This is a genomic window from Cysteiniphilum litorale (assembly GCF_003428165.1).
Lineage (GTDB): Bacteria > Pseudomonadota > Gammaproteobacteria > Francisellales > Francisellaceae > Caedibacter > Caedibacter litoralis.
In genome coordinates this window covers 62167-75645 of sequence record NZ_QLIQ01000008.1, presented here as the reverse complement: position 1 = coordinate 75645, position 13479 = coordinate 62167, and the positions used below count along the sequence as shown (strand labels likewise).

19 protein-coding genes are annotated in these 13479 nt (G+C 36.0%); 9 read left to right on the top strand and 10 right to left on the bottom strand.

The genetic code is table 11. The features are described from left to right. Positions 1-137 precede the first annotated feature (137 nt). Genes DNJ75_RS05195 through DNJ75_RS05180 form a run of 4 tightly spaced genes read left to right on the top strand, consistent with a single transcriptional unit; the run spans position 138 to position 2106 of the window. The gene (locus tag DNJ75_RS05195; RefSeq protein WP_117002131.1) at positions 138-722 is read left to right on the top strand and encodes a hypothetical protein; all 585 of its coding nucleotides are present in this window, start codon (positions 138-140) and stop codon (positions 720-722) included. 14 nt (positions 723-736) lie between these two features. Further along, positions 737-931: a hypothetical protein gene (locus tag DNJ75_RS05190; protein ID WP_117002130.1), complete on the top strand. Its 195-nt coding sequence runs from the start codon at positions 737-739 to the stop codon at positions 929-931. After that, positions 924-1670, top strand: coding sequence for a queuosine precursor transporter (locus DNJ75_RS05185; protein WP_117002129.1), 747 nt, complete (start codon positions 924-926; stop codon positions 1668-1670). Before DNJ75_RS05190 ends, DNJ75_RS05185 begins: the two co-directional genes overlap by 8 nt. After that, positions 1648-2106 carry a GNAT family N-acetyltransferase gene (locus DNJ75_RS05180; protein WP_157968217.1) on the top strand — a complete coding sequence of 153 codons (459 nt, stop codon included), beginning with the start codon at positions 1648-1650 and terminating at the stop codon, positions 2104-2106. Before DNJ75_RS05185 ends, DNJ75_RS05180 begins: the two co-directional genes overlap by 23 nt. 15 nt (positions 2107-2121) lie before the next feature. On the opposite strand, the gene DNJ75_RS05175 is transcribed toward DNJ75_RS05180, so the two are convergent. The 6 genes from DNJ75_RS05175 to DNJ75_RS05150 form a co-directional block, all read right to left on the bottom strand. Then, entirely contained in the window at positions 2122-2367 is a 246-nt protein-coding gene (locus tag DNJ75_RS05175; protein WP_117002127.1) for a hypothetical protein, read from the bottom strand. Between the two features lie 56 nt (positions 2368-2423). Further along, complete coding sequence (locus tag DNJ75_RS05170) at positions 2424-2711, bottom strand: hypothetical protein (protein WP_224742257.1); 288 nt, start codon at positions 2709-2711, stop codon at positions 2424-2426. A gap of 191 nt (positions 2712-2902) precedes the next feature. Further along, positions 2903-3304 carry a hypothetical protein gene (locus DNJ75_RS05165; RefSeq protein WP_150468912.1) on the bottom strand — a complete coding sequence of 134 codons (402 nt, stop codon included), beginning with the start codon at positions 3302-3304 and terminating at the stop codon, positions 2903-2905. 14 nt (positions 3305-3318) lie between these two features. Then, entirely contained in the window at positions 3319-3918 is a 600-nt protein-coding gene (gene lexA / locus DNJ75_RS05160) for a transcriptional repressor LexA (protein WP_117002125.1), read from the bottom strand. A gap of 116 nt (positions 3919-4034) precedes the next feature. Further along, a complete protein-coding gene (locus DNJ75_RS05155) occupies positions 4035-5297 on the bottom strand; it encodes a DNA polymerase Y family protein (protein ID WP_117002124.1) in 1263 nt (420 codons plus the stop codon). Positions 5298-5314: 17 nt separating this feature from the next. Beyond that, positions 5315-5638: a YbjQ family protein gene (locus tag DNJ75_RS05150; protein ID WP_117002123.1), complete on the bottom strand. Its 324-nt coding sequence runs from the start codon at positions 5636-5638 to the stop codon at positions 5315-5317. Between the two features lie 337 nt (positions 5639-5975). Here DNJ75_RS05150 and DNJ75_RS05140 point away from each other — a divergent pair, with 337 nt between their 5' ends. Together DNJ75_RS05140 and DNJ75_RS05135 are read left to right on the top strand one after the other, a co-directional pair. Further along, on the top strand, positions 5976-6386 hold the full coding sequence (locus tag DNJ75_RS05140) for a hypothetical protein (RefSeq protein ID WP_157968216.1): 411 nt from the start codon (positions 5976-5978) through the stop codon (positions 6384-6386). 121 nt (positions 6387-6507) lie between these two features. Continuing rightward, positions 6508-6747: a hypothetical protein gene (locus DNJ75_RS05135; protein ID WP_117002120.1), complete on the top strand. Its 240-nt coding sequence runs from the start codon at positions 6508-6510 to the stop codon at positions 6745-6747. A 1-nt stretch (position 6748) separates the two neighbouring features. Here DNJ75_RS05135 and DNJ75_RS05130 read toward each other — a convergent pair whose 3' ends face one another. The 4 genes from DNJ75_RS05130 to DNJ75_RS05115 all read right to left on the bottom strand — a co-directional run bounded on the left by DNJ75_RS05130 (position 6749) and on the right by DNJ75_RS05115 (position 9586). Further along, positions 6749-7153 (bottom strand): hypothetical protein, encoded by a 405-nt coding sequence (locus DNJ75_RS05130; protein ID WP_117002119.1) that lies wholly within the window; start codon positions 7151-7153, stop codon positions 6749-6751. 9 nt (positions 7154-7162) lie between these two features. Beyond that, the gene (locus tag DNJ75_RS15500) at positions 7163-7411 is read right to left on the bottom strand and encodes a hypothetical protein (protein WP_150468913.1); all 249 of its coding nucleotides are present in this window, start codon (positions 7409-7411) and stop codon (positions 7163-7165) included. A gap of 98 nt (positions 7412-7509) precedes the next feature. Beyond that, positions 7510-8319, bottom strand: a complete 810-nt coding sequence (locus tag DNJ75_RS15575) for a helix-turn-helix transcriptional regulator (protein WP_206609092.1) — start codon at positions 8317-8319, stop codon at positions 7510-7512. Next, positions 8312-9586, bottom strand: a complete 1275-nt coding sequence (locus DNJ75_RS05115; protein ID WP_117002117.1) for an MFS transporter — start codon at positions 9584-9586, stop codon at positions 8312-8314. Before DNJ75_RS05115 ends, DNJ75_RS15575 begins: the two co-directional genes overlap by 8 nt. A gap of 1213 nt (positions 9587-10799) precedes the next feature. On the opposite strand from DNJ75_RS05115, the gene DNJ75_RS05110 reads away from it, so the two are divergent. The 3 genes from DNJ75_RS05110 to DNJ75_RS05100 all read left to right on the top strand — a co-directional run bounded on the left by DNJ75_RS05110 (position 10800) and on the right by DNJ75_RS05100 (position 13474). Beyond that, positions 10800-11204 carry a hypothetical protein gene (locus tag DNJ75_RS05110; RefSeq protein ID WP_117002116.1) on the top strand — a complete coding sequence of 135 codons (405 nt, stop codon included), beginning with the start codon at positions 10800-10802 and terminating at the stop codon, positions 11202-11204. Between the two features lie 552 nt (positions 11205-11756). Continuing rightward, positions 11757-12566, top strand: a complete 810-nt coding sequence (locus tag DNJ75_RS05105) for a phage integrase N-terminal domain-containing protein (RefSeq protein ID WP_117002115.1) — start codon at positions 11757-11759, stop codon at positions 12564-12566. After that, the gene (locus DNJ75_RS05100) at positions 12563-13474 is read left to right on the top strand and encodes a phage integrase N-terminal domain-containing protein (protein ID WP_117002114.1); all 912 of its coding nucleotides are present in this window, start codon (positions 12563-12565) and stop codon (positions 13472-13474) included. The genes DNJ75_RS05105 and DNJ75_RS05100 overlap by 4 nt, the downstream gene beginning before the upstream one ends. The last annotated feature ends 5 nt before the right edge of the window (positions 13475-13479 follow it).

Genomic DNA, 13479 nt, shown 5'->3' with positions numbered 1-13479 from the left:
ATTTCCCAGTCCCCACTGTAAGATTAGCCACCCGCCTGCCCCCGCCTTTACACTTAAGTTATTCATTGGTATAATGTGTGCATATACGCACACTATAAAGGCGTAAAATAACTAAGTCAACAAGGGCATGGTAAAAAATGAAATATGATGCAATTAAAACATCGCAGCTTTTAAGTGATGCCTTGCTATTCAAAGAAAATAAAGATGGCGAGCGCTTTAATATTGCAAAGGCTTGCTCACATATGGGCATATCAAGAAAACGCTTTTATGATTTACTGAATGGGAAGTCACACGAGCCAACCATTTCAGTGCTGGCAAAAGTGATACAATACTTTAAAGAGGAAGGCTACCTTTTAAGTTATACGGATTTTCTTGAATTAGATGAAAAACAAGAAGAGCATATCGTAATACCAATTAATGTCTTAAATATTGATGGGGATACGCTGCATATCCAGATGTGCAGAGTTAAAGCAAATTCTTCCATTGATCACCTTATTGCATACCGGATCGAAGACAGTCCATATAATGTTTTAAGTAAAGATGAGATCGTTATTGTTAATCCAAATTACAAAGACTCTGGTAACTATCTTGCCTGTAGCAAAGGCAAATTCCATATTGTCACAAAGTCTGACAATAACTACATAGATATTTTCACAAAAGAGCGCATTGTTTGCACTCAATCATCAATAAAAGGCGGGGTTGTCGATGTTGTGTTTGGTTAGATGGAGCTTTAGCAATGAGTGGATATATCATTGAAGATATAATACCGACAGAAAATGGATTTAAGCTGTATTACCGTGAGGAATATTGTCGCATTGTCCACACACAGGATTACTCAAAAGAACTATTAGCTTATTTTGATTTAAAATCACAAAAATTAATCAAAGAAACTATATCCATGTATATAAGAGGGGAGAAATTTAATGCGTAATTTTTTTGTTAACCTGATATCCGGAGTAAATAACTTTAAGTTATTATGGCTGTTTATGATGATTTACGTCATTGTCATATTGCTTGCCAATTGGTTTAATCCTAGAATCGTCGAGTTTTTTGGCATATCCACTGATGCTGGTACCATAATTTTCCCATTAACCTTCTTAATGAGTGACATTATTACTGAGGTTTATGGCTATAAATACGCAAGAAAAAGCATATGGTTTGGGTTTTTATTTAGCATATTCTTTTTTGCCTATGGTTTTTTAGTTAAGGAATCTGGTAGCCCCGCTTTTGCAGCAGATCAAAACGCTATGTTTGATCAGGTGTTTTCGCTCAATATGCTATTTATTATTGCGGGTTTTATTAGCTATTGGATAGCCGAACCAATGAACTCATTTATTATGGCAAAGCTCAAAATTCTCATGAAAGGTAAATTTATGGCGGGCAGATTCGTTGGCTCAACCTTTGTCGCTGCCTTTTTGGATTCATTTATTTTCTCGCACATAGCATTTATTACTTTGTTTAGTTACAAAGACTTATGGTCTTTGCTTATTGTCATGTGGTTGGTTAAGGTCGGCATTGAACTTATTGGCTTAAGCTTCTCTATTCCACTCACTAAGAAAATTAAACAATTTGAGCAAATGGATAGGTATGATCGAAAAACAAATTTCTCCGTTTTCTCAACCAATATTGATTATGCAGGGGAATCAAATGAGTATAGCAAAAAAGGATAATTGCAATTTCACATTCTCAAGCGATCACAATGATGTTGATGTAAAAAAAGTTCAGTTCTGGCTTTGTGAATGCTCTTGGAGTAAAGCTATACCCGTTTCAACAGTTGAAAAGATGATAAAGTCATCATTCTGTGTCTCTGCATTTAACGAGAATAATGAACAAATTGGCTTTAGCAGAGCGATTACAGATTACTGTACGTATGCTTATATCTGTGATGTATACGTTGATCAAGATTACAGAGGAAATGGTATTGCTAGATTGATGCTTAACATCATGCTTGAAGTTAACGATTTCCGTAAATTTAAACATTTAAGTCTTATTGCCACGCCAGAAAGCCAATCGCTATACGAGAGCTTAATGTTTAAAAAAACACATCCAGACTTACCACATATGGAAATTTGTGATTTAAATACCTATGTGAAAAATCGCAAGTGATTCATGATACCAACACTATTGGTGCCCAAGAATCTCACTGATTTTAAGGTCTAATGTTTTAGCAATAACGGATAAAGGAATGCCTGCTTCCAGCATAATTTGCGCTTCTAGCAACTTTTCTGTTTTTGATAGAACTTGTTCAAAGTCACTTTGACTGTGGTTTTTTTGATGCAACTTATCCATGCGTAACCCACTTTTAAATACACTGGTATAGTCGTTCACGAAGCTTCTGACGGCGTTGATAATAGTAGTGTTCTGCATAAATCCTCCTCATCAGCAGTTTCATAATATTTATTGTATACATCATAGCAATTACCTCATGCAGCATTGGGTTGGCGAATTAATGCTGAGACATTGGTAATGACATCGTGTAAATCAAATGGCGTGACTTTTTTAATGCACTTTACCATCTTTGTTCTGAATTTACCTTTATGTGTAAGTGTTATCTGGAAGCCCTCACCTATTTTAAAGATGATTTTTAATCGGTGGTTATTACAGGCACTAGCCTGAACTCCATTCTCAATTGCTTCAAACTCACTAATGTGCCAGTAAAATATACTGGGATTAGCGTTTAAAAATGTCAAAATACGCTGACTGTTCATCATTGTTTTCTCCACTTTCCGTTTAACACCACACTATCTTAGCACGTGATTTTCAAAGCACTAAATGTGCATTCAAAGCCAGACAGTACAAGGGAAGGGAGGGGAGATGTGATAAAAATATCACGCTACTATCTGGCTTTGAAACCTTTAAATTTTTCTCAAATTTATTGCTTGATTTTCTATGATTTTACTTTCTATCTTGTGTTTACAATAATCCTCGGCCATCTGTCATGAATGTCTTTATCATGCGCTGGAATTGTTACCACATATAAACGTGTTTCATCCTGCAAATGAGCAATAATCCCATGGATATAACTACCTTTTGTAACGCTAAACCAACTTGTCTGACCAGTGGCTTTATCACGCTCCATAAACTCATTGACCATAATTTTTACGTGTCTTGGAAAATACTTATCCCAGATACCTTTTTTTAAACTTTCATACTGTGCCCAACCACCTAATGGAAGGTGTCCCGCTTGTTTTTCACGTCTACCCCATGGCAGATAAACAAGGCTATCATCTCTTTTTAGGACGGGTAACAATGCCTTAGGGTTAGGAAAATAAACCTTTTGTATTTCTTCATCCCTGATATACATAGCGCCACCACACATCAAAGATAATTGCGATCAAGTCGCAACCCAAGATAAACGCCTTGTATCGTAACACGGCTGGCAGGATAAACCATTGGTTGCATCGCATCATTATGTGGGATTAAAGCAACTGAGGTGCTATTTTGCATTCTGAACTCTTTTAGTGTCGCTTCTTTCTCATCCACTAATGCAACCACGATCTGACCATCACGCGCAAGCTGCTGTTTTTGGATAAGCACCAGGTCACCATCCATAATGCCACTATCTTTCATCGACTCACCAGATATTTTTAGTAAGTATCGATCTTTAACACTCACCATTGCTGATAAATCTACGGACTCTATTACCTCATATGCATCCAATGGTAATCCCGCAGCAATAGTACCCACTAACGGAATGTTAAAATCATTAACACCTTTAACGATTTCAATATATTTGCGTCTACCTTCTGGGATATGGATATATCCTTTCTCCTTCAAGCTTTTAATATGGTAATGCGCTGTACTTTTGGACTTCAGTCCCAGTAAAACAGCAACATCTTCAAAGGTTGGAGAGCATTTATTCTCCCGTTGATACTTGTCTATTGCATCAAGCACCTGCTGTTCTTTATCAGTAAGCATAATCAGCACCTTTGACTAATTTGATTTCATATTGCTTATTATGTTCTATTTTAGTTTTAAATCAAGATTTATTTTCTATTTTGTTCTATTTTTTTAAACTTAATTGATTTTTGCTATCAAAGACTGTTTTTCTTACCCGTAGCATCAAAATTAAAAGCTATGACTGGCACCATATTTGCTTTATCAGCCAAAAGCTCTGCTGCACTTCGCAGGGTATGCTTGCCAAATTTATCGTTCACCAAATCTTTAACATCATCTAATTTATCATGTTTGGTAACGCTTGGATCAGGGGCAAGCAGGTCTTCAAATAAATCAAGTTGTTTGACTTCACTAGACTGCAACGATAATGCCGTAATCTGTACCTGATAAAGCGCTTCATAATGCCAATTTTTGAAATGGGTTTGTACATATGACCATATTACGCTAGTACTGTTTGTTGCAGGTTGAACCTTATATTTATGCCCTACCCAACCTTTTGCTGTTTTAAACCCAATGAAAAATAAATCACTGACCACTTTATGATGACGCATCCTGCGTGTTAACCGCTCAACTAACTGGCGCATAATTCCACGAATGACATCACGATCATTTTCACCAGCAGTCACTTTGCCGTGACCCATGGATTTATGATCTTTGTCTGTTGTGTCTATGGGTAATGGATCATGCCCTAGACACACCGAATACAGCCTGCGTCCAATATCACCAAATCTATTGGATAATATTGACATCGGAAACCGTTCAATATCAGCACATTTCAATATCCCATATTGATTTAAGTACCGCTCAATATTCTTCCCAATGCCACATATATCACCGATAGGCGCTCTACCAATATATGACTTGATTTGATCGGGTGGCACAATGGTCGTTTCGCCTTTATTCCTGGCACAATATTTTGCTGTTAGCTGACCTTCGGTAATACCAATAGAACAACGAATGCCACCACTTGCCTCAAACACGGCCTTTCTGATCTTATCAGCAATAATTTTAACTGAGCCATAGAGCTTTAAAACAGGCATTAAATCAATGTAGCATTCATCAATACTGTAAACACTGATGTCTGGTGTAATCTCCATTAATGCTCGCATGATATTACCAGAGACCTCAGCATAGCGATCCGGTCTTGATGGACGTTTTATCAATTGCGGGCAAAGCTTTAGTGCTTCAGACATTTTCATGCCTGTTTTAATACCGTACTCGCGCGCTTCATAGCTTGAAGATATGATCGTTGTCCCTTTATCACCATTAGTCACCGCCACAGGACATCCGCGCAATTCTGGAAAATCAACCTGCTCACATGATGGAAAAAATGCCATCAGGTCAGTTAAGCAGATACAGGTTGTCCAATGTGTTTTAGTGTCAGGACAGTAAAATGACATAGTAACGGCAAAGCACCCTATTCAATAACTACGGCTGTGCCATAACAAAATACCTCGCTGATTGCTTCGCCATTGCCATCCATACTTGAGGTATCATAGCGAAAAGCGACAATCGCATTGGCACCAAGTGATTGAGCGTGCTCAATCATATTCTGATAGGCATCTTCACGGCTTTGATTAGCCATATTTGCATAGGCTTGATTATTACCGCCAATGATCTTTTTCAATCCACCGAAAAATCCTTGTGTCCACGTAGGTGTACGCACAATAATACCATGTGCAACACCTTTTACTTCTATAATCTTTTTGCTCGGAATTTCATTTGTTGTTACAACAAGCATGCTGAATACCTTCCTGATCGATTTGTTTTAATTTTATTATTTGCTTTATTTTACAGATAATAAAATACGCAGGGAAAAAACTCATTACTATTGAAATAAGAATTTTTAATTCTCTTAGATTTGAATACACATTGTCCTGCAAGACAAAAAGACAAAAAGCCACAGCCGTTGTCAGCAAAAACATTAGTATTATTATAATTGGCTTCATATAGCACCTCACTATCAAAAAGAGAAGAAGTTACCATTATTCAACTTACTTAATGCTTGAATTACGTCATTACAAACACAATATTAGCACAAAGCTTGAGAACTTAACGTAAATATAAACATGAATGATATGAGTGATATTGTTTTTAAAACAACTGAAGATCAACAAAATTTTGAAAAAGCTAAAAAACTGTTAAAGCGCACATTAAAATTATTCCATGCTGACGGTGGTATCGGCATTGCACAGGATCAACACCAAAAAATTCTAAGCTATGAATTCATCATTAACTTAAACAAAATACCTGTCAATTTTGGCACCTGTTTGACAACATATGAATTGCTTGAAAAATCCAAGCTTTATCATGAGCTCGTAAAGGATAGCATTACGAGCAAGATTGATATTTATGAAAACTGCGCCAGTAAAGCTCAATCAAATCCAAGTTATCGTCCTTTAATGATTGATCTGCAAATAGCTTCCGAAAAAGTGCGACAGATTCATCAAATTGAAAATAATCTAATGCCTAGTAAACTTGTTCATTGAGCAGTTTGATTTGCAGCACTTCTAAAGCCTGTCAATCCTACATTTTGTTACAAAATAATTCTTGTTATTGCTGTTGGTCGCGCCTACATTGTGAGCTACTTGCTATGAAAAGGATTTAACTATGATTAACGACGCATCCGCTTACGCCAAAGACAGAAAAAACAACACTCTTAAAAACTATAGCTCAAATGAACTCAGTCTACTGGAGAGAGCGGATATGCCTGAATCCATCAAAATTGCTATTTTGCGAGCTTATGAAAATAGTGTATGCAGAGAAACAGGTATTAATATTAATAGCCGTCAGCCAATGACTGAGAACTATCTGACCACGGTTAAACAGCGAAAATTTAAGCACCATTAGCTCACAGCTCGCATGGATCAATTATTGGCATAATCTTATCAAACACAGGGTAACCTGGATTCTGTTGGCTGATATCACAGTGACTTGATGTAATTAACACACTATCATTTTCAATATGCCATAGCTTAATTAGCTCCTCACCAGTAGGTTCATTTTCCTCAATCGTATATCTGTTATCTAAGATGTAAATCACTCTGATTCCAGCCGTTTCGAGCTTCGTCTTGATGAGTGCAATATGTCTTGTTGTCTGTGCAATATAGATAGGCAACATAAAATTAATATTGGCATCATTGATAAGTGGTATGATGCCAGCGATGTACATTTTCTTATCTTCTCCAACGACAATCGCATCATAATCTTTTAAACGCAGGGACAGTAATTGCAGCAATTGATTCTGGTTATTCATCACAATACCTCAAAATAGCAACATCTCTGATTCGACTTTATGTAAAGTTAAATACCCTTTACCTAGTACAAGAACTGATTCACCAGAAAGTAACTTCTGTTTGGCAATATGCGCATCATCTCCAAAGTTTTGCATACAAAACGCATTTATTTCTGTCATATCTACATGCCGCCTGCACGAATCTCCCAACAAAACATAACTACTCCCATCACTGTACTTAATCTTGTTTGGCTTTGTTGAGATTGAAGCAAACATCATTACACTCCATAGTGCTATTTGTCTTGCCTCATGATAGATATATAACGATGGGAAAATAATCTGTGAAAAGGATATAAAATTAAGAAAATGCCATAAATTTAAGCGTTAATATAAGGAAAAAAAAACTTCTCCAAACCAGACCAACCATTATTTACAACATATCTGTGCAGATCTCTTTTATCATGACATGCAGTTTTGTCACGTATGATCTGCAAATAGGTTGACACAGTATTTGGCGACCTATTTAACATTTCAGCAATCTGCTTTTCAGTGCATCCATTTGCATAAAGAACCATAACTTCAAATTCGCGATCCTTTAGTTCAGAACTCGCATTCTCAAGTTTTAACTCAGACGCATAGTTTCGTCGTGTATCTGAGTGTTCAGGTGATACATATTTTGCTATCTGTACTCTATTCTCAGGTCTATCCCCCTCTGCAATTAACGATGAAGCCTTGTGGTTAAAATGTCCTATAAATTTCAAGAGCTTACCGCGATGCATATCATAGTATCTATAAGCCTTATCTGCCGTCTTGCGATCAGCAGAAAAAGCATATATATGATAACATCCCTGCAAATCATCCCGATAAACAAACTCTATTCGTGCATCAATATCAAAATTATCTCTGGCATCCTCCTGTACCTGAGAGATGCTATGATTGGAGTTCCGACGCCAGTAGTTAATGCCTGGAGTTAATCGTTTGGTTGTCGTTTCAATATTATCAAGATAGGTATCATAAAAGTATTGTGACCACTCAGGATTTGAAATAAGATCACAAAACGAGCCATCATCATATTGCTTGATATATGCAAAAAAATTAACGCCCGTTTCCTCTTTGAATGGCTTTGATATCTTGTTAACCTCTCTTTCGCTATTTTTAACGAATTCGTTTAGTGGTATTTTATGCATGATTTTCTTCCTTATATATGTTGTACATGATTAATAATGAGATAAATGATAAAAAGACTAAGTACAATGCAGGCATCGAGATCATGCCAGTCATTTTTATCATGATTTCGCTAACCAGAGGTGAACTAGCCCCAAATAAAATCACTGAGCATGCCCAACCAATACTTACCACAGATATGCGACAAGCCGGGTTAGACATTTTGACAATAATCGGTATATATGAAACTGCCAACATGGCCAGAAATATTGAAAGTATAAATATACCGATAATATTCATGACCATCGAGCCGCTTAGAATTAAATAGTAGAAAATTGGATAATAGAATATCAGTATCAAGATATGCCCAATAAATGAAACCTTCATAATGCCTATGCGATCAACGATTGAACCAATGATCACAAGAAATGTGACGAGTAACCCAACACAACAAAGCTGCACTATCCAAGAAAAAATATAATCATCAACTGGCTGCGCATGATAATTTGATATCAATCTGTTGGTATAAAAAAGGAATGAAAAAAGCAAAAATGAATTGGTAGATACAAACAACGTTATCTTAAGTGATGACCAGATATTATCCCTGAAGTTGCTTATAATTGGAATTCTCACCTTATTTTCAGATGAAAGATTCAGTGTTTCAATGAAATGAGTTCTTATGTAATAAACAACAAAAATAAAAATCAACGAAAAACCAAATGGAATTTTCCAGCCATATGTCATAAACACATTTTTATCCATATAAAAAATTAAAAATACGCACAGAATAATTCCAATAAAATGACCAAATGTCCCTGTAATTTCGGTAAAGCTGCAAAAAAAACCTCTCCTGTTATTTGGCGCTGACTCATATAATGAAACCATTACGGTAGGAAATTCTCCGGAAAAAGCAATCCCTTGAATAATCCTTAAAATGATTACAATGACAGGCGCTGCTGCACCAATCACTGCGTATCCTGGTATTAAAATCATCCCTATCGCTGATACAGACATTAAGCTAATGGTATAAGTCAGTACCACTTTTCTACCAAACTTATCACCTATAACTCCCCAGAGCAAAGCTCCAAACGGTCTGGCAATATATGCTGATAAAAAAAGAATAAACGACAGAATTACCCGGATATCCGCATCCATATTATCTGGGAAAAAAACAACACTAAAAGTTTGGGCAAGCATTCCATACAGCACAAAATCATAGGCCTCGAAGCCATTCCCTAATGAAATCGCCAGTATCTGTTTTTTCTGGCTATAATCTATACGCGAAACCATTCGACTAACTCAAAGTTTTTCCTTACCACTAGGAAGCATCAATTTGAGTTGATATTCAATCTATAAAGTGTATCACTGTGTATTAAAAATCAATTGAAAGTAATATTTAATCATTTAAAACATAGTTATGTGACATAGCATATCACTCGAATCAAAGTAAAATTTGGAAATTTGATTAGTCAAATATCATGCTTAGTAGATACCTTGTGAGTATTGAGCTCACGTTTGCCAATTAGGCAAACAGCGATTAATTCCTTAAGAATTATCGCGTTTTATAAGAGCTTTGCTCTTGGTCATTTATTGAGTCTTGACACTCGGAAAGGTCTAAATAATGGCTGGCTTTTGAGCCTCCCCTGCGTCACTGTTTGGACAGTGACGCAGGGGAGGCACGACCCGAAGTTTCTTAAAACATCCATCACGATCAATGAGATCAGTGATTCATTTCCACCGCCCTGCTGTCAATGAGGGTTGCTATGCAGCAATGAGCTGCTCCCTTGTTTTACAAGCATTGAGCGCAGTTAAACAAGAGCAACCCGAATAGACAGTAAGGGCCTGCGGCCTAAATTTGGCAAATAGGCTATAATTTAGTCACCGCTTTTAGCATTCCTCATATTTGCGAATGGCAGCGTAAAATACAGCCATTTTGCACTTGCAGACTCAGTAAAAATTCCATAACATAAAACTAAAGCGATTTATCGCCATAACTTAAAGCAGAACTGATGAAGGCTGGAATGCCAGAAACATTGAAAAATGTCTTTTGTCGCGCATGTACACCGGTGAGTCATGCCACACTACTTAGTTGCCACAACAAGTTGGTTTCTAAATAGCAAGGTGTCCGTTGATGAATACGATTGCTAGGGTTTTAGTTTATTACCGAATAATCTTGTGTCGCTAGTCGGCATAGCCAGCAAAGAGAGTTAATCGTATATCAACCATTCTAAAGCAATTTATGCTTACAGAATGATTCCCCCACATATACTTGTTATATGTCCGTTCCTTATATGTAGCCCTATCGAATGAACAAGCTATATATCCGTTCCTTTACACGTTCTGTACGCAGATTGTGTCACAGTTGTTGTTAATCTTTAAAGCATCGACAAATGAAAATAAAAACTAAGACATAAGAAATACGTATGCAAAAAAATAGTATGTAGAACAAATCACACTGAAAAAAAGCATATTACAAAATAAAGAACACGATAAAGGACAAAATATGAACGACCATATAGAAAAAAAGACAACAGAACAACAATCAATTTATACCGATGAGAATTATAAAAAACTAGTCAAAATCGCAAATGAAATACGAGACGAAACAAAATTAGATAATAACGCAGAAGACTTTAAGAAGAATAAAGAAGAAATTAAATCACGAATCAAAAAAATAAATGACACATACAACTTTATGCCATCCTATGGGATGTTCTTGAATAAATTAATCCATGAAGAAAGTTTAGAAAAAGCAAAGAATACAATCAAAACTTACATACTTGAAAACAACATACAAGGCTACTCACCTGATATCCGCGTTATCATTAACGCGTTGATGACAGAAGAAAACATAAATTCAGTAGAAAACGATATTATTGAAAAAATGAAACTTATTAATGATATGTAGACACATAAACACATGCATTCATAAAAATGAAAAATCAAAAAGTATTCAGAAAAGAAATTAAGATTCAAAAACATAAAAAAATGAAAAAAATTTAAAGATAACACCACAATTGTGGTGTAGGTCGGTTTTAAAACCGTGCAAATATAAGAAATATGACAACAGATTTAAAAGACAAAAAAATGCCTATAGGCAATATAAAACAGTTTCCAGAAAACAAGATTTCAAAACAGATTAAAAATAGAACAGATAACGCTATAAATAAAAAATTCAATTATTTTCACTTTACCCCACTTTAGGGGGGTAGGTTGACTTTGAATCTATGGCAGTATCGGTTTTTGATAAAAAAAGATTGTTCAACAAAAAAGGAAAAACAAAATGAAAAAGACGAAAAAGATGACAAGTTGGCGTAGTGGCCAACAGAGAAGTACGCTTTGTGAAGATTATGTCACAAAATACCGCTCTTCCCTTAACTAAAGGGACTTTGTGTTGAAAAACATGATTTAGCGGTCATAACACTAAACGCGAGAGAGATATAACGCCAGAGATGTACGGATGAAGTATTTAAAGTTAAAGCTTCTTAAAGAAGTATTTGCAGTAACTGATAAAGTAACACAGGGAACACCTACTTATAGGATTCAAAGAAAGAATGTGCTTGTACGCATTGTAGATGACCTGATGTATCTGTCTATTGCACAACAAAGTTTAAAGCTAATTAATGCAGAGCATTTGCAAAAATTAGTGGATCACTGGAGAAAAAATAATAACTCCATCTCTACTATCCGCAATAAAATTTCAATTTTAAAGTGGTTTATCCTTTCAACTGGCACCCAACCAGATTTTCCAACATTAAAAGCTATGAGTCTACAACGTCCTAAGAACAAGGTGCGTGCATATATTGACGCTTCTATTTCTGACCAGGTATTTAATCCCCTTGTGAAATCAATCATTGACTTACAGTTTCAGTTTGGACTTAGTCATCTGGAAGCTATGAGAATTGATCTGGGTTCTGCAATACAAAATGATGATCTGTTCATATCAAGAAAAATTGCACACAATAGAAAAAGTCGTTATATCTCAATTATGTCCAAATCCCAAAAGTTGGCAATTAAAGATCGTCAGGGCTTAACGCATACTCACCCTACCTTTACAGATATTATACCAGAGCCTTTGCTTATCAGTCTTTATAAAGCCGAGTTATATCAGTGTGGCATTAAAGAGCGTGTTGATATGCGTCATTATTATGCACGCAATAAGCTGGCAGAACTCGAAAGAAAAAAAGTTGATAAAGATAAGGCCTATAAAATGGTGATGTCAGATATGGGCTTTACTGATATACGTAAATTAATGGAGTTTTTATCATGAGTAAGCGAGCGCTTAAAGAAGTAAATTACTCTATCCATCAGTTTTCAGCTAAGAATAAAGCAAATATGTCATTTGCCACAAGACAGAGCATGACTGAGCGATTAAAAACATCTTTTGGTGATTTACATCAGATTGGCTATAACATCCGTCATATCCGCAATTTAAAAGCTAATCATGTAAATGAGTTAGTTGCACACTGGAAAGAAGAAGGTGTATCTACTGGTACCATTAAAAATAGAATGTCTGATCTACGTAAGGTTTGTGAGCATTATAATCGAAATCATGTTATCGACAAATCAAATAGCCAGTATGGCATAGAAAAGCGCTCTTACGTACCAACTGAAAATAAAGCTATTCATGCTATCAACATTGATAAAATTAAAGACAAGAATCTAAACTGTTCAATTCAACTGCAAAAAGAATTTGGTTTGCGTCGAGAAGAGTGTCTGAAAATAAAACCAAAAGAAGCATTGCAACAAAATGAATCTGGGCAGTACTACCTGAGACTTCAAGGAAGCTGGACAAAAGGCGGCATAGAGCGCACTATTCCAATCAGCAATGAAAGACAGTTAGAAATCATCCAAAAATCTCAGGAAATAGCTGGCAATGGTTCAATGATTCCAAAGAATAAAAACTATATTCAACAGCGTAAAATTTATGACCGTGTTACACGAGAGAACAATTTATATAACTTACATGGCTTACGCCACGCTTATGCTCAGAATCGCTATAAAGAAATCGTTAATATAGCATCTAAGGGGAACGGATGGGATTGCCCTATTGCTGGTGGTCCAAAAAGAAACGAGTTAACAGCCTCACAAAAAAAGATTGATAGAGATGCACGATTAATCATATCAAATGAACTTGGTCACTCCAGAGTGGCCATAATTAAGAATTACATCGGGTAAGGTTA